We start from the raw sequence: 14,696 nt of genomic DNA, 5'->3' as shown, positions 1-14,696 counted from the left end.
TAGGGGTGAAGCGTTGTTTAGCATGCGGCGATTTCATGATTCGACAGGACTGGAGCACATCGCCGCCATGACCATCTCTGAGTCGGAAACCGAAACCGCGGTGGAGCAGGAATTCACCAAGCCCGCGGCCCCCGAGAAAATCCACGACCTGGATTTCCTGCTGGGTGACTTCCGCGTCGAGTGGACCAATTTCACCGCCGACCCGGCCACCACCGGCGTCGCCACCTGGAACACCGAATCGACTTTCGGCGGGCACGCGTACGAGATGACGCAGCGCGTGGACGAGCACGACGTCAACGGGCGCTTCATCGTCCAGTGGGTCGAGTCCGAGTCCGCCTTCTCCGGCTACTACTACGACGACTGGGCGAACCGCACCCTCCTGACCGCCGAGGGCTGGAAGGACGGCTTCTTCTCCTTCACCGGCACCTGCGTCGGATTCGGTAAGACGTTCCAGCTCAAGGAGCAGTACGAGATCGTCGACGCCGATCACTACGTCAAGCGCGGGTTCGTCAAGTTCGACGAGAACGAGGAGACGGAGTGGATCCCGGCGGACGAGATCCACGCGTACCGGGTCTGATCCCCCCGGCCGCCGCTCCGCCCCGGCCGGCGGCACCGACGCAGGACCCCGTCGGCCTCTTCCGTGGGCCGGCGGCACGGGACCGGCCCCGGTCACGTGACACCCCGGAAAGGTTGAACATGCCCACGCTGTCCGAAGCCCTCCTCGCCGGCGCCCCTCCGGAGGAGTTGGAGCGCGCCGCGCTGCCGGAGGAGTACACCGCCGCATTCGTCCGCGCCGAGGACGCCGGGATGTTCGAGGGGGTCGGCGACAAGGACGTCCGAAAGTCGCTGCACGTGGGCCAGGTGCCCATGCCGGAGCTGGCTCCCGACGAGGTGCTGGTCGCGGTCATGGCGAGCGCGGTCAACTACAACACCGTGTGGTCGGCCATGTTCGAGCCGATCCCCACCTTCCGCTTCCTGAAGCAGTTCGCCGCCCAGGGCGGCTGGGCGGAGCGGCACGACCTCCCGTACCACGTGCTCGGTTCCGACGGAGCGGGCGTGATCGTGCGCAAGGGGTCCGGCGTGCGCCGCTGGCAGGTCGGCGACCACGTGGTGACCAGCTGCGTCCAGGTCGACGACCAGGAGCCCGCCACCCACGGTGACGGAATGATGGGTGCGGAGCAGCGCATCTGGGGGTTCGAGACGAACTTCGGCGGACTGGCCCACTACGCGGTGGTCCGGGCGAGCCAGCTCATTCCCAAGCCGGCGCACCTGAGCTGGGAAGAGGCGGCGTGCAACCCGCTGTGCGCGAGCACCGCCTACCGCATGCTCGTCGGTGACCGGGGCGCCCGCATCAAGCAGGGCGACGTCGTGCTGATCTGGGGCGCCGCCGGCGGGCTGGGCGCGTACGCGACCCAGTTCGTCCGCAACGGCGGTGGCATCCCCGTGGGTGTCGTCAGCTCGCCCGAGAAGGCGGAGGCGGCGCGCAGGCTCGGCTGCGAGCTGGTCGTGGACCGGTCGGAGATCGGCCTCGACGACAGCGTCGCCGACGACCCCGCGAAGGTGATCGAGGTCGGCAAGCGCCTGGGCCGTCTCATCCGCCAGGGGGTCGGCGAGGACCCGCACGTCGTCTTCGAACACGTGGGCCGCGCGACGTTCGGCGTCTCCCTGTTCGTCGTACGCCGCGGCGGGACCGTGGTCACCTGCGGCTCCAGCAGCGGATACCAGCACAGCTACGACAACCGGTACCTGTGGATGAAGCTCAAGCGCGTCATCGGCAGCCACGCGGCCAACCTGCAGGAACAGTGGGAGGCCAACCGCCTCTTCGCCACGGGCCGCATCGTGCCCACCCTGTCCACGGTCCATCCGCTGGCCGAGATCGGCGAGGCCGCCCGCTCCGTCCAGACCAACCGGCACATCGGCAAGGTCGGCGTGCTCTGCCAGGCGACCGCGCCCGGTCAGGGCGTCACCGACCCGGTGCTGCGCGCCTCGATGGGCGAGGAACGCCTGAACCCGCTGCGCGACCTCCACCGGGTCCGCACGGCCGGCTGAGTCACACCTGTTGCGCCGGACCTGTCCGGGACCGTAGATACTGGTCCCGGACAGGTCTTCGCCATGTCCGCGGGTCGAGGGGGCTTCGCTCAACTGAGCGGGCATTGACCCATCCGTGTGACAAGCGGCACAATAATTGAGTAAAGTCTGCATCAAATACTTTGTGATAACGTTCGCAAGCGCCCGGGATGGGGGCTGGAGACCGGAGTGCGACCGTCTTCACCCACAGTGAACGTCCACGCCCGGGTCACAACCGCCTACTGGCGGTGACCGAACCCACCCAACACCTCGCCGGAGGAGCTGCCCCCATGCAGTCCAACGACGCCCGAACTCTCCTGCACTGCGTCATCCCCACCGTCGTCGCCGGCGGCATCGGGATCGCGGTCAGTGCTGCCCTCGCGGGCGGCAAGGGCGCGCTGGGTGCCGCCATCGGCGTGGCACTCGTCCTCGTTTTCATGGGAGGGGGGCTCGTCGCCCTCCAGCGGACCGCTCGCTCCCTGCCTCATCTCTTCCAGATGATGGGGCTCCTGCTCTACACGACGCAGATCCTCGCTCTGGTGATCATCCTGAGTGTGATCAAGCGCGTCGCGGTCTTCGATAGCAAGTGCACGGCCTTCACGCTGCTCGCGGCCACTCTGGTCTGGATGGCGGCGCAGGTCCGGGCGCACATGAAGTCGAAAATCCTTTATGTGGAGCCGGAAGGGACCCGGACGCCCTCGTAACGTGTAGGCCGGGTGTAAAGGAGCTACCGCTCGTTTGCTATCGTCTCGCCACAGCTGCGGCAGGTTTGCGCGGGCGGCAGACGGACGTCAGATGAGCGTTGTCAGAGCTTGGTGCCCCATCGCCGCACTTAAGTATCCGCCAGTCCAGTCCAGTGCCGTTCCGCGGTCGCAGGCCGCGCCGACACAATGAGGTTGCCGTACCCATGCGTCAAGTTGAAGGAGCTCGCGGTGAGTGACGCCACGACGCTCGCCTTCGAGACCGATTGTCACATCTTCGAAGGGTGCGGCTTCCCGACTCCCGGCCTGCACTCCTTCCTGTTCAAGCCGATGTTCACGGTCGGCGGTATCGAGTTCAACAAGCCGATACTGCTGGCCTTGTTGAGCACGGTGATCGTCGTGGGGTTCTTCTGGGCGGCATTCAATAAGCCGAAGTTGATCCCCGGCAAGTTGCAGATGGTCGGCGAGGCGGGCTACGACTTCGTCCGCCGTGGAGTGGTCTACGAGACGCTCGGCAAGCGTGAGGGCGAGAAATACGTCCCGCTCATGGTCTCGCTGTTCTTCTTCATCTGGATCATGAACATCTGGTCGATCATTCCGCTGGCCCAGTTCCCGGTCACATCGATCATCGCCTTCCCGGTCGGCCTCGCCGCGATCGTGTACATCCTGTGGGTGAGTCTCACCTTCAAGCGTCACGGGTTCATCGGCGGGATCAAGAACATCACGGCTTACGACAAGTCGCTCGGCCCGGTGTTCCCGGTGGTCATGCTGTTCGAGTTCCTGTCGAACATGATCATCCGGCCGTTCACTCACGCGGTCCGTCTCTTCGCGAACATGTTCGCGGGTCACGTGCTGCTGCTGATCTTCACCATCGCGAGCTGGTACCTGCTGAACGGCATCGGTATCGCCTACGCCAGCGTCTCGTTCGTGATGGTCATCGTGATGACGATCTTCGAGTTGTTCATCCAGGCACTGCAGGCGTACGTCTTCGTCCTGCTCTCGTGCAGCTACATCCAGGGTGCTCTCGCCGAGCACCACTGACGGCTCGGCCCCTTATACATCCGGTGGCCAACCCCCACCGGCCCGTGAAACAGAAGGAAGAACGGCATGTCTGCTCTCGAGACCCTCGCTGCGGTCAACCTCCAGGGCAACCTCGCAGCGATCGGCTACGGCCTCGCGGCGATCGGCCCCGGCGTCGGCGTCGGCATCATCTTCGGTAACGGTACCCAGGCGCTGGCCCGTCAGCCCGAGGCCGCCGGCCTCATCCGGCAGAACCAGATCCTCGGCTTCGTCCTCTGTGAGGCGCTCGCCCTGATCGGTCTCGTCATGGGCTTCGTTTACCCGGTCCCTTCTTGATCGCCTGAGAACCATTTTCGACGGAAGGCACTGATGTGATCGCCCTGGTACCGCTCGCGGCCGAGGAGATTCAGAATCCCCTCATCCCGCCGATCCCCGAGCTCGTCATCGGTCTGATCGCCTTCGCCATCGTCTTCGGCTTCTTCGCGTGGAAGTTCCTCCCGGCCATCAACAAGGTCCTGGAAGAGCGTCGCGAGGCGATCGAAGGCGGTATGGAGGCGGCCGAGGAGGCCCGGACCGAGGCTCAGAGCGTCCTGGAGCAGTACAGGGCCCAGCTCGCCGAAGCCCGGCACGAGGCCGCGCGCCTGCGCCAGGAAGCGCTGGAGCAGGGCACTGCGCTCAAGGAAGAACTGCGCGCAGAGGGCCAGCGGCAGCGTGAGGAGATCATCGCTGCCGGCCACACCCAGATCGCGGCGGACCGTAAGGCCGCCTCTCAGGCGCTGCGTCAGGACGTCGGCAAGCTCGCCACCGACCTGGCCGGCAAGCTCGTCGGCGAGTCCCTCGAGGACCACGCCCGGCAGAGCCGCACCATCGACCGTTTCCTCAGCGAGCTCGAGGAGAAGGCCGAGGCGGCCCGATGAACGGAGCGAGCCGCGAGGCGCTGGCCTCCGCGCGTGAGCGTCTCGACGCGCTGACGGACAACACGTCCGTCGACGCGGCGAAGCTCGCCGGTGAGCTGGCTGCCGTCACCGCGCTGCTCGACCGTGAGGTCTCGCTGCGTCGGGTCATCACGGACCCGGCGCAGTCCGGCGAGGCCAAGGCCGAGCTGGCCGGTCGCCTGCTCGGCGGCCAGGTCGGCGGGGAAACCCTCGACCTGGTGTCCGGCATGGTCCGGTCCCGCTGGTCGCAGTCCCGCGACCTGGTGGACGCGCTGGAGGAGCTGGCGGCCACCGCCGACCTCACGGCCGCCCAGCAGGGTGGCGCGCTCGACGACGTCGAGGACGAGATCTTCCGCTTCGGCCGGATCGTCTCCTCGAACACCGAGCTGCGCGCCGCGCTGACCGACCGCGGCGCCACCGCCTCCGCCAAGGGCGAGCTGCTGCGCAGCCTGCTCGGCGGCAAGGCGAACGCCGTCACCGAGCGCCTGGTGATCCGCCTTGTCACGCAGCCGCGTGGACGTAGCCTGGAAGCGGGACTGGAGTCCCTTTCCACGCTCGCCGCCGAGCGCCGCAACCGTATGGTCGCCACTGTGACCAGCGCGGTTCCGCTCAGCGACGTGCAGCGGTCGCGTCTGGGCGCTGTGCTGGCCAAGCTGTACGGCCGACAGATGCACCTGAACCTCGACGTGGACCCCGAGGTCCTCGGCGGGATCTCGGTCCGAGTCGGCGACGAGGTCATCGACGGCACCATCGCGGACCGCCTCGCCGAGGCGTCGCGCCGCATGGCCGGCTGACCAGCCACCAATAGAACAGAAGCATTCCTAGCGGCCCGGTTGGGCCGTGCAGAACTTGCAGAAGATTCCTGGGGGTCGCCCCCAGACCCCTAAGAAGCTTCAGGCCCAACAAGGAGAGCAGGGAACCCAGATGGCGGAGCTCACGATCCGGCCGGAGGAGATCCGGGACGCACTGGAGAACTTTGTCCAGTCGTACCAGCCGGACGCGGCCTCGCGCGAGGAGGTCGGAACGGTCAGCGTTGCCGGCGACGGCATCGCGAAGGTGGAGGGTCTTCCCTCCGCCATGGCGAACGAGCTGCTGAAGTTCGAGGACGGCACCCTCGGTCTCGCCCTCAACCTCGAGGAGCGCGAGATCGGTGCGGTCGTCCTCGGCGAGTTCAGCGGTATCGAGGAGGGCCAGTCGGTGCAGCGCACCGGCGAGGTGCTCTCGGTCGGCGTCGGCGAGGGTTACCTCGGCCGCGTGGTCGACCCGCTCGGCAACCCGATCGACGGTCTCGGCGAGATCGCGACCGAAGGCCGTCGCGCCCTGGAGCTCCAGGCTCCTGGCGTCATGGTCCGTAAGTCCGTCCACGAGCCGATGCAGACCGGCTACAAGGCCATCGACGCCATGGTGCCGGTCGGCCGTGGCCAGCGTCAGCTGATCATCGGTGACCGTCAGACGGGTAAGACCGCTCTGGCCGTCGACACGATCATCAACCAGCGCGACAACTGGCGCTCGGGCGACGTGAACAAGCAGGTTCGCTGCATCTACGTCGCCATCGGCCAGAAGGGCTCGACCATCGCGTCCGTTCGCGGCGCCCTGGAAGACGCCGGCGCGCTCGAGTACACGACGATCGTCGCCGCCCCGGCGTCCGACCCGGCCGGCTTCAAGTACCTGGCGCCGTACACCGGTTCCGCCATCGGCCAGCACTGGATGTACGCCGGCAAGCACGTCCTGATCATCTTCGACGACCTGTCGAAGCAGGCCGACGCCTACCGCGCCGTGTCGCTGCTGCTGCGCCGCCCGCCGGGTCGCGAGGCCTACCCGGGTGACGTCTTCTACCTGCACTCCCGTCTGCTGGAGCGCTGCGCGAAGCTGTCCGACGACATGGGTGCCGGTTCGATGACCGGTCTGCCGATCGTCGAGACCAAGGCGAACGACGTGTCGGCGTTCATCCCGACCAACGTCATCTCCATCACCGACGGCCAGTGCTTCCTGGAGTCCGACCTGTTCAACGCGGGCCAGCGCCCGGCGCTGAACGTCGGTATCTCGGTCTCCCGCGTCGGTGGCTCCGCCCAGCACAAGGCCATGAAGCAGGTTTCCGGCCGTCTGCGCCTGGACCTGGCCCAGTACCGCGAGCTGGAGGCGTTCGCCGCCTTCGGTTCCGACCTGGACGCCGCGTCGAAGGCTTCGCTGGAGCGCGGCAAGCGTCTGGTCGAGCTGCTGAAGCAGGGCCAGTACCAGCCGATGCCCGTCGAGGAGCAGGTCGTCTCCGTTTGGGCCGGCACCACCGGCAAGATGGACGACGTTCCGGTGGTCGACATCCGTCGCTTCGAGTCGGAGCTGCTGGAGCACCTGCGCCGCGAGCGCAAGGACCTCCTCACCTCCATCGCCGACGGCGGCAAGATGTCGGACGACACCCTGTCCTCCGTCGCGGACGCCATCGCTTCCTTCAAGCGCCAGTTCGAGACCTCGGACGGCAAGCTCCTGGGCGAGGACGCACCGGCCGTCAACGTCTCCAAGTGACGACGGAAGGGACCTGACTCATGGGAGCGCAGCTCCGGGTCTACAAGCGTCGCATCCGTGCCATCACGGCGACCAAGAAGATCACCAAGGCGATGGAGATGATCGCCGCCTCGCGCATCGTCAAGGCGCAGCGCAAGGTGGCGGCATCGATGCCGTACGCGACCGAGCTCACCCGTGCGGTGACCGCGGTGGCGACCGGTTCGAACACCAAGCACGCCCTGACGACCGAGGTCGAGGCGCCGACCCGTGCCGCGATCGTGCTCATCACGAGCGACCGCGGTCTGGCCGGCGGCTACTCCTCGAACGCCATCAAGCAGGCGGAGCGGCTCACCGAGCGGCTGCGCGGCGAGGGCAAGGAGGTCGACACGTACATCGTCGGCCGTAAGGGGCTGGCCTACTACGGCTTCCGCGAGCGCAAGGTCGCGGATTCGTGGACCGGCTTCACCGACAGCCCGGCCTACGCCGACGCCAAGCGCGTCGCGGGGCCGCTGATCGAGGCCATCCAGCTGGAAACGGCCGAGGGTGGCGTCGACGAGCTGCACATTGTCTACACGGAATTCGTGTCGATGATGACGCAGAACCCGGTCGACGGCCGGATGCTGCCGCTCAGCCTCGATCAGGCTCCGGAGGAGACCGGTGCGAAGGGCGAGATCCTTCCGCTGTTCGACTTCGAGCCGTCGGCGGAGGACGTCCTCGACGCCCTGCTGCCGCGCTACGTCGAGAGCCGTATCTACAACGCACTGCTGCAGTCGGCCGCTTCCGAGCACGCCGCCCGCCGCCGCGCGATGAAGGCGGCGACCGACAACGCCGGAGACCTCATCAAGAGCCTCTCCCGGCTTGCCAACGCGGCCCGCCAGGCCGAAATCACCCAGGAAATCAGCGAGATCGTCGGTGGCGCGAGCGCCATGGCTGACGCGACCGCGGGGAGTGACAAGTAATGACGACCACTGCTCAGACGGCCGCCGCCACGGGCCGTGTCGCCCGGGTCATCGGCCCGGTCGTCGACGTGGAGTTCCCCGTCGACGCCATGCCCGAGATCTACAACGCGCTGAAGGTCCAGGTCTCCGACCCGGCCGAGGACGGCGCGCTGAAGACCCTGACCCTCGAGGTCGCGCAGCACCTGGGTGACGGCCTCGTCCGTACCATCTCGATGCAGCCGACCGACGGTCTGGTCCGCCAGGCCGCGGTGACCGACACGGGCGAGGGCATCACCGTCCCCGTCGGTGACTTCACCAAGGGCAAGGTGTTCAACACCCTCGGTGAGGTGCTGAACTACCCGGAGGAGAACGCCAACGTCACCGAGCGTTGGCCGATCCACCGCAAGGCCCCTCGCTTCGACGAGCTCGAGTCGAAGACCGAGATGTTCGAGACCGGCGTCAAGGTCATCGACCTTCTCACCCCGTACGTCAAGGGTGGAAAGATCGGTCTGTTCGGTGGTGCCGGTGTCGGCAAGACCGTTCTGATCCAGGAAATGATCTACCGCGTCGCCAACAACCACGACGGTGTGTCGGTGTTCGCGGGCGTCGGTGAGCGTACCCGTGAGGGCAACGACCTCATCGAGGAGATGGCCGACTCCGGCGTCATCGACAAGACGGCGCTTGTCTTCGGCCAGATGGACGAGCCCCCGGGCACCCGTCTGCGCGTCGCGCTTGCCGGTCTGACCATGGCGGAGTACTTCCGCGATGTGCAGAAGCAGGACGTGCTCTTCTTCATCGACAACATCTTCCGGTACACCCAGGCGGGTTCCGAGGTGTCGACCCTGCTCGGCCGTATGCCCTCCGCGGTGGGTTACCAGCCGAACCTGGCCGACGAGATGGGTCTCCTCCAGGAGCGCATCACCTCGACCCGTGGTCACTCGATCACCTCGATGCAGGCGATCTACGTCCCCGCGGACGACCTGACCGACCCGGCGCCGGCGACCACCTTCGCCCACCTCGACGCGACGACGGTTCTTTCCCGTCCGATCTCCGAGAAGGGCATCTACCCGGCCGTGGACCCGCTGGACTCGACGTCCCGCATCCTCGACCCGCGGTACATCGCGGCGGACCACTACGCCACGGCGATGCGCGTCAAGGGGATCCTGCAGAAGTACAAGGACCTCCAGGACATCATCGCGATCCTCGGTATCGACGAGCTGGGCGAGGAGGACAAGCTCGTTGTCCACCGTGCCCGTCGTGTCGAGCGCTTCCTGTCGCAGAACACCCACGTGGCGAAGCAGTTCACCGGTGTGGACGGTTCGGACGTTCCGCTCGACGAGTCGATCGTCGCCTTCAACGCGATCTGCGACGGTGACTACGACCACTTCCCCGAGCAGGCGTTCTTCCTGTGCGGTGGCATCGAGGACCTGAAGGCCAACGCCAAGGAGCTGGGCGTCTCCTGATCCGGCGCGCTCCGCCAGGAGCGCATCCGGTTCGCATGTTCTGCGGAGAGGGGCGGGTGTGTCCCGTCCCTCTCCTCACGCCCATTAGAATTTGACCCAACACCCGGCCGACCCGCCGGGTGGTGACCCGAGGAGCCACCTTGGCTGCTGAGCTGCACGTCGAGCTGGTCGCGGCGGACCGCAATGTCTGGTCCGGCGAGGCCACCCTTGTTGTCGCCCGCACCACGTCCGGCGACATCGGCGTCATGCCCGGTCACCAGCCGCTTCTCGGTGTGCTGGAATCGGGCCCGGTGACCATCCGTACCAGCGACGGCAACACCGTCGTCGCCGCGGTGCACGGCGGTTTCATCTCGTTCGCGGACAACAAGCTGTCCCTGCTGGCCGAGATCGCCGAGCTCGCGGACGAGATTGACGTCCAGCGTGCGGAGCGGGCACTGGAGCGCGCGAAGGCGGAGGCCGATGCGGCCGCCGAGCGTCGCGCTGATGTCCGGCTGCGCGCCGTAACGGGCTGAACGCCCGTCGGAGTTTGATCGTTTGAGTCCCGGGGGGCGACCTTCGGGACTCGGCAGACCTCAGCCGCGGTCCGTGCTGGAATTTTCCAGACCGGGTCGCGGCTGAGGCGATGCGGGTCTGTTTTTTCTCATGTGTATTCGATGAGCGAGGAGGTCGGTGAAGATGCTCCTCGCTCTGCTTGTGAGCGGCCTGGTCGTAACCCTGGTGGTGATCGGGCTGTTTGTCTTCGGGCTGCGCCGCAGACTCATCCAGCGGTCCGGCGGCACCTTCGACTGCAGCATGCGCTGGGGTGTGTCCGAGGAGCCCGACATCTCCGGCAAGGGCTGGGTGTACGGGGTCGCGCGCTACAGCGGTGACCGGATCGAGTGGTTCCGGGTGTTCTCGTACTCCCCGCGCCCGCGCCGGCTGCTGGAGCGCTCCTCCATCGAGGTCGTCGCCCGCCGCGCCCCGGAGGGCGAGGAGGAGCTGGCGCTGCTCTCCGACGCCGTCGTGCTCGGCTGTGTCCACCGGGGGACCCGCCTGGAGCTGGCGATGAGCGAGGACGCGCTGACCGGTTTCCTCGCCTGGCTGGAGGCGGCGCCTCCCGGCCAGCGGGTGAACGTGGCCTAGCCGGTACGCCGAGAGGTCGAGAAGCCGGGGAGACGGGGGCGGACCCGTCTCCCCGGCTTCGGTCTTTACTGGAGCCCGGTGTGGATCGCGTTCGCGAGCTCACCGTTCGTGGTGTCGCCGCTGAACTCCCAGAAGAAGGCTCCCCTGAGGCCCTGCTGCTTGGCCCAGGTCATCTTCCCGGCGATCGTGGCGGGGGTGTCGTAGCTCCACCAGTTGCTGCCGCACTTGGCGTAGGCCGTGCCGGCGATCGTGCCGGTGGCCGGGCAGCTGTTCTTGAGCACCTTGTAGTCCTCGATGCCCTGCTCGTACGTGCCCGGCGCGGGTCCGGTGGCGGTGCCGCCGGGGGCCGCCTGGGTCACTCCGGTCCAGCCGCGGCCGTAGAAGCCGATGCCGAGGTTGAGCTTGGCCCCGGCGACGCCCTTGGCCTTGAGCTTGGCGATCGCGTCGGCCGAGTTGAAGCCTGCCTGCGGGATGCCCGCGTAGGAGGTGAGCGGGGAGTGCGGGGCGGTGGGGCCCTGGGCCGCCCAGGCGCCGAAGAAGTCGTACGTCATGACGTTGTAGAAGTCGACGTACTGCGCCGCGCCGCCGTAGTCGGCCGCGTCGATCTTGCCGCCGTCGGAGGCGTCGGCGGTGATGGCCGCGGTGACCAGGTTGTTCGCGCCGAACTTGGCCCGGGTCGCCTGCATCAGGTTCTTGAAGGCGGCCGCGCCGCTGGTGTCGCAGGACAGGCCGCAGGCGTTCGGGTACTCCCAGTCGAGGTCGATGCCGTCGAAGACATCGGCCCAGCGCGGGTCCTCGACCAGGTTGTAGCAGGACTGGGCGAAGGCGGTCGGGTTGGCGGCGGCCTGCGGGAAGCCGCCGGACCAGGTCCAGCCGCCGAAGGACCAAAGGATCTTGATGTTCGGGTAGGCCTTCTTCAGCTTGCGCAGCTGGTTGAAGTTGCCGCGCAGCGGCTGGTCCCAGGTGTCGGCGACGCCGTCGACGCTCTGGTCGGCGGTGTAGGCCTTGTCGTAGTCGGCGTAGGCGTCACCGATGGTGCACTGGCCGTTCTGGACGTTGCCGAAGGCGTAGTTGATGTGGGTGATCCTGCCCGCGGTGCCGGAGGTGACCAGGTTCTTCACGTGGTAGTTGCGGCCGTAGACGCCCCAGTTGGTGAAGTACCCGAGCTTGACCTTGCCGCCCGGGTCCGGGGGGATGACGCCGCCGGTGGTCGTGACCGTCGTCGAGCCGGAGGAGGGGCCGGTCTGGTCGATGCTGTCGCGGGCGGTGACGCTGTAGGTGTACGTCGTGCCCTTGGTCAGGCCGGAGTCGGCGTAGCTGGTCCCGGTGACCGTGGCGATCTTGGCGGAGCCCCGGTAGACGTCGTAGTTCTTGACGCCCTTGTCGTCCGTGGCCGGGGTCCAGGTCAGGGTGAGCGAGGTGTCGGCGACGTTGCTCGCGGTGGGGGTGCCGGGAGCCGTGGGGGGAGTGTCGCCGGGCTGGGTGCCGCCGTCGCAGGAGGCCCCGTTGATCTTGCAGCCGCTCGGGGCGCCGCCGCCGGCGCCGTTGAAGCCGAAGCTCGCGGTCGCCCCCGGGGCCAGGGTCCCGTTCCAGCCGAGGTTCTTGGCGGTCCAGTGGGTGCCCGAGCCGGTCACGGTGGCGTCCCAGGCCGAGGTGACCGAGGTGCCCGCCGGGTAGTCCCACTCCACGGTCCAGCTGCTGAGGGTGGTGGTGCCGGTGTTCTTCACCACCCACTTGCCCTCGAAGCCGGAGCCCCAGTCGGAGACCTTGGTGTACGTCGCCGTCGCGGAGGCGGCCGCCTGGGCCGGGCCGGCCAGTGCGACGAGACCGGTGACGGGCAGGGCGAGCGCGGCCACGATCGCCGCGACTCGGCTGAAGAATCGGGTGCGCCTGGTGCGGGGTGGGGATGCTGTGCTCAAGGGTGATCCTCCGTAGGTCCGTCGCGGTCGTGGGGCCGACTACGACATGGGGGTGGGACCTGCGCCGCCCGTGAGCACGCTTTGTCATGGCACGCTCACCACAGTGTTGCGGCGAGCGTAGAAAGGTCTGGACCAACCGTCAAGAGGTCCAGACCGGTGGCCGCCGACCCGGCTATATCCCCAACTCCTGTGCCAGTACCGCCGCTTGGAGCCTGCTGCGCAGGTCCAACTTGCCGAGCAACCTGCTGACGTGCGTCTTGGCCGTCGCCTCCGCCATCTCCAGGCGCACCGCGATCTCCGCGTTCGACAGGCCTTCGCCCAAGGCGCTCAGCACCTCCCGTTCCCGCCGGGTGAGGGAGGCGACCGCCGCGGCCCGCTCCGGCGCCGGGGCCGGCCGTGCCGGGCGGGGCGTCGCGAACTCCGCGATCAGCCGCCGGGTCACCGCCGGGGCGATCAGACCCTCGCCGCGCGCGACGGTCCGGACCGCCCCGATCAGCTCCGCGGCCTCCGCGTTCTTGAGCAGGAAGCCCGCGGCTCCCGCCCGCAGCGCCCCGAAGACGTACTCGTCGAGGTCGAAGGTGGTCAGCACCAGGACGTCGGCCAGCCCCTCCGAGACCACCTGACGGGTCGCCGACACCCCGTCCAGCCGGGGCATCTGCACGTCCATGAGGACGAGATCCGGCCGTAGCTCCCGGGCCAGGCGCACGGCCTCCTCCCCGTCGGCCGCCTCGCCCACCACCTCGATGTCGCCCGCGCTGCGCAGGATGAGCACCAGCCCCGCCCGCACCGCGCCCTGATCTTCCGCCACCACGACCCGAACGGTCATGCCTCCACCGCCTTCTCCTCCGCGGGCAGTGTCGCCCGCACCTGCCACACCGCGCCGGACCGCCCCGCCGTGAACTCCCCGCCCAGCAGCTCCGTCCGCTCCCGCATGCCGATCAGGCCGGCTCCGGAGCCCGGGGCGCGGGGCCCCGGCCGGTCCCCGAAGGGCGAGTCCACCCCTACGCTCAGCAGCCCGTCGGTGTGCGCCACGCGGACCGTGACCGTGCCCGGGGCGGCGTGCTTGAGGGCATTGGTCAGCGACTCCTGGACGATCCGGTACGCGGCCAGCTCCACGGGCGCCGCCGCCGGCTCCCCGGACGGTCGCTCGTCGTGGAGCACGAAGGTCAGCCCGCTCGCCGAGCCATTGGTCCTGGCCTGCCCGAGCAGGGCGTCCAGCCCGTCCAGCGAGGGCACGGCGACCGGCTCCTGGTCCCCGCCGGCGTCGCGCAGCAGGCCGATCAGACGACGCATCTCGGCCAGTCCCTGCACGCTGTTCTCGCGGATCACCCCGAGCGCGTCCCGGCTGGTGTCGGCCTTGTCGATGGAGAGCGCGGCGGTGGAGTGGATGGCGATGGCGGAGAGGTGGTTGGCCACCATGTCGTGCAGTTCCCGGGCCATTCGGGCGCGCTCGGCGGTCACGGCCTGGCTGCGGTCCATCTCGGCCAGCAGCGCGGTCTGCTCGGCGCGCAGCCGGGCGGCCTCGGCGGCCTCGCGGTGGTTGCGCAGGGTGGCGCCGGTCAGGGCCGGTCCGAAGCTCACGATGCCGGTGATCGCGCCGATCAGCAGGGCCTGCGGGGTACGCAGCCAGGCCAGCGAGGCGATGGTGACCACGATGGTGATCAGGCCGGTGGTGACCGGTAGCCGCCGGGCCATGGCCGGTTTCCCGTACACGACAGCCGCGTACATCAGGTCGGTGAAGATCACGACGGTGGCGAGGCTGCCGACCGTGAACTGGTCGGCGACCACCCCGACCGTGCCGACGGTCAGGGTCAGGTTCGGCTTGGTGCGGCGCAGCAGCTCCATCGCGCCGAGGGCCACGAGCGGGACCAGGGCAGCCCAGGCCGGCAGGAAGCCCCGACCCGGGCTGCTGTAGACGCCGAGCGACCAGAAGGCCAGGCCCGCGGCCGTGCTGACCACCGCGAGGAAGACGTCGTCACGGTGGGGGCGCAGGTTCTTCTCGGTCACGTTTCCATCCAACAGGGTGCGCGGG

Annotated in this window: 15 protein-coding genes; 12 read left to right on the top strand and 3 right to left on the bottom strand. The window is 68.3% G+C overall.

Going from position 1 to position 14,696, the window contains the following annotated elements; genetic code table 11:
• Positions 1-67 precede the first annotated feature (67 nt).
• From BCL76_RS25150 to BCL76_RS25095, 12 genes are all read left to right on the top strand, one after another.
• Entirely contained in the window at positions 68-577 is a 510-nt protein-coding gene (locus BCL76_RS25150; RefSeq protein ID WP_109781640.1) for an NlmOI, read from the top strand.
• 119 nt (positions 578-696) lie between these two features.
• The gene (ccrA, locus tag BCL76_RS25145; protein WP_109781639.1) at positions 697-2,049 is read left to right on the top strand and encodes a crotonyl-CoA carboxylase/reductase; all 1,353 of its coding nucleotides are present in this window, start codon (positions 697-699) and stop codon (positions 2,047-2,049) included.
• A 308-nt stretch (positions 2,050-2,357) separates the two neighbouring features.
• Complete coding sequence (locus BCL76_RS25140) at positions 2,358-2,771, top strand: hypothetical protein (protein WP_109781638.1); 414 nt, start codon at positions 2,358-2,360, stop codon at positions 2,769-2,771.
• Positions 2,772-2,957: 186 nt separating this feature from the next.
• Positions 2,958-3,809: a F0F1 ATP synthase subunit A gene (gene atpB / locus BCL76_RS25135; protein ID WP_109781637.1), complete on the top strand. Its 852-nt coding sequence runs from the start codon at positions 2,958-2,960 to the stop codon at positions 3,807-3,809.
• 66 nt (positions 3,810-3,875) lie between these two features.
• Complete coding sequence (locus BCL76_RS25130; protein WP_109781636.1) at positions 3,876-4,124, top strand: F0F1 ATP synthase subunit C; 249 nt, start codon at positions 3,876-3,878, stop codon at positions 4,122-4,124.
• Positions 4,125-4,159: 35 nt separating this feature from the next.
• Positions 4,160-4,705 (top strand): F0F1 ATP synthase subunit B, encoded by a 546-nt coding sequence (locus BCL76_RS25125; protein ID WP_109781635.1) that lies wholly within the window; start codon positions 4,160-4,162, stop codon positions 4,703-4,705.
• Complete coding sequence (locus tag BCL76_RS25120) at positions 4,702-5,517, top strand: F0F1 ATP synthase subunit delta (protein ID WP_109781634.1); 816 nt, start codon at positions 4,702-4,704, stop codon at positions 5,515-5,517. Before BCL76_RS25125 ends, BCL76_RS25120 begins: the two co-directional genes overlap by 4 nt.
• Positions 5,518-5,647: 130 nt before the next feature.
• The gene (gene atpA / locus BCL76_RS25115) at positions 5,648-7,243 is read left to right on the top strand and encodes a F0F1 ATP synthase subunit alpha (RefSeq protein WP_109781633.1); all 1,596 of its coding nucleotides are present in this window, start codon (positions 5,648-5,650) and stop codon (positions 7,241-7,243) included.
• A 20-nt stretch (positions 7,244-7,263) separates the two neighbouring features.
• A complete protein-coding gene (locus BCL76_RS25110; protein ID WP_033218842.1) occupies positions 7,264-8,181 on the top strand; it encodes a F0F1 ATP synthase subunit gamma in 918 nt (305 codons plus the stop codon).
• Positions 8,181-9,623, top strand: coding sequence for a F0F1 ATP synthase subunit beta (gene atpD, locus BCL76_RS25105; protein WP_109781632.1), 1,443 nt, complete (start codon positions 8,181-8,183; stop codon positions 9,621-9,623). Before BCL76_RS25110 ends, atpD begins: the two co-directional genes overlap by 1 nt.
• 140 nt (positions 9,624-9,763) lie before the next feature.
• On the top strand, positions 9,764-10,135 hold the full coding sequence (locus BCL76_RS25100; RefSeq protein ID WP_030008701.1) for a F0F1 ATP synthase subunit epsilon: 372 nt from the start codon (positions 9,764-9,766) through the stop codon (positions 10,133-10,135).
• A gap of 163 nt (positions 10,136-10,298) precedes the next feature.
• On the top strand, positions 10,299-10,745 hold the full coding sequence (locus BCL76_RS25095) for a DUF2550 domain-containing protein (RefSeq protein WP_030386947.1): 447 nt from the start codon (positions 10,299-10,301) through the stop codon (positions 10,743-10,745).
• A gap of 65 nt (positions 10,746-10,810) precedes the next feature.
• Here the strand turns inward: BCL76_RS25095 and BCL76_RS25090 are convergent, their stop codons facing one another.
• From BCL76_RS25090 to BCL76_RS25080, 3 genes are all read right to left on the bottom strand, one after another.
• Positions 10,811-12,664, bottom strand: coding sequence for a glycoside hydrolase family 18 chitinase (locus BCL76_RS25090; RefSeq protein ID WP_109781631.1), 1,854 nt, complete (start codon positions 12,662-12,664; stop codon positions 10,811-10,813).
• Positions 12,665-12,836: 172 nt separating this feature from the next.
• Positions 12,837-13,490: a response regulator gene (locus tag BCL76_RS25085; RefSeq protein WP_109781630.1), complete on the bottom strand. Its 654-nt coding sequence runs from the start codon at positions 13,488-13,490 to the stop codon at positions 12,837-12,839.
• A complete protein-coding gene (locus BCL76_RS25080) occupies positions 13,487-14,671 on the bottom strand; it encodes a sensor histidine kinase (protein WP_258309877.1) in 1,185 nt (394 codons plus the stop codon). The genes BCL76_RS25085 and BCL76_RS25080 overlap by 4 nt, the downstream gene beginning before the upstream one ends.
• Positions 14,672-14,696: the final 25 nt, after the last annotated feature.

The sequence above is a fragment of the Streptomyces sp. CG 926 genome, assembly GCF_003148825.1.
Taxonomy (GTDB): Bacteria; Actinomycetota; Actinomycetes; order Streptomycetales; family Streptomycetaceae; genus Streptomyces.
The sequence above is the reverse complement of the archived record's forward strand: the minus strand, read 5'-3'. Positions and strand labels throughout refer to the sequence as shown.

What these genes read in the sequence shown, in the direction of transcription:
- BCL76_RS25150 (WP_109781640.1), top strand. Translation starts at nt 68, where the DNA reads ATGACCATCTCTGAGTCGGAAACCGAAACCGCGGTGGAGCAGGAATTC.
- ccrA (WP_109781639.1), top strand. Translation starts at nt 697, where the DNA reads ATGCCCACGCTGTCCGAAGCCCTCCTCGCCGGCGCCCCTCCGGAGGAG.
- BCL76_RS25140 (WP_109781638.1), top strand. Translation starts at nt 2,358, where the DNA reads ATGCAGTCCAACGACGCCCGAACTCTCCTGCACTGCGTCATCCCCACC.
- atpB (WP_109781637.1), top strand. Translation starts at nt 2,958, where the DNA reads ATGAGGTTGCCGTACCCATGCGTCAAGTTGAAGGAGCTCGCGGTGAGT.
- BCL76_RS25130 (WP_109781636.1), top strand. Translation starts at nt 3,876, where the DNA reads ATGTCTGCTCTCGAGACCCTCGCTGCGGTCAACCTCCAGGGCAACCTC.
- BCL76_RS25120 (WP_109781634.1), top strand. Translation starts at nt 4,702, where the DNA reads ATGAACGGAGCGAGCCGCGAGGCGCTGGCCTCCGCGCGTGAGCGTCTC.
- atpA (WP_109781633.1), top strand. Translation starts at nt 5,648, where the DNA reads ATGGCGGAGCTCACGATCCGGCCGGAGGAGATCCGGGACGCACTGGAG.
- BCL76_RS25110 (WP_033218842.1), top strand. Translation starts at nt 7,264, where the DNA reads ATGGGAGCGCAGCTCCGGGTCTACAAGCGTCGCATCCGTGCCATCACG.
- atpD (WP_109781632.1), top strand. Translation starts at nt 8,181, where the DNA reads ATGACGACCACTGCTCAGACGGCCGCCGCCACGGGCCGTGTCGCCCGG.
- BCL76_RS25095 (WP_030386947.1), top strand. Translation starts at nt 10,299, where the DNA reads ATGCTCCTCGCTCTGCTTGTGAGCGGCCTGGTCGTAACCCTGGTGGTG.
- BCL76_RS25085 (WP_109781630.1), bottom strand. Translation starts at nt 13,490, where the DNA reads ATGACCGTTCGGGTCGTGGTGGCGGAAGATCAGGGCGCGGTGCGGGCG.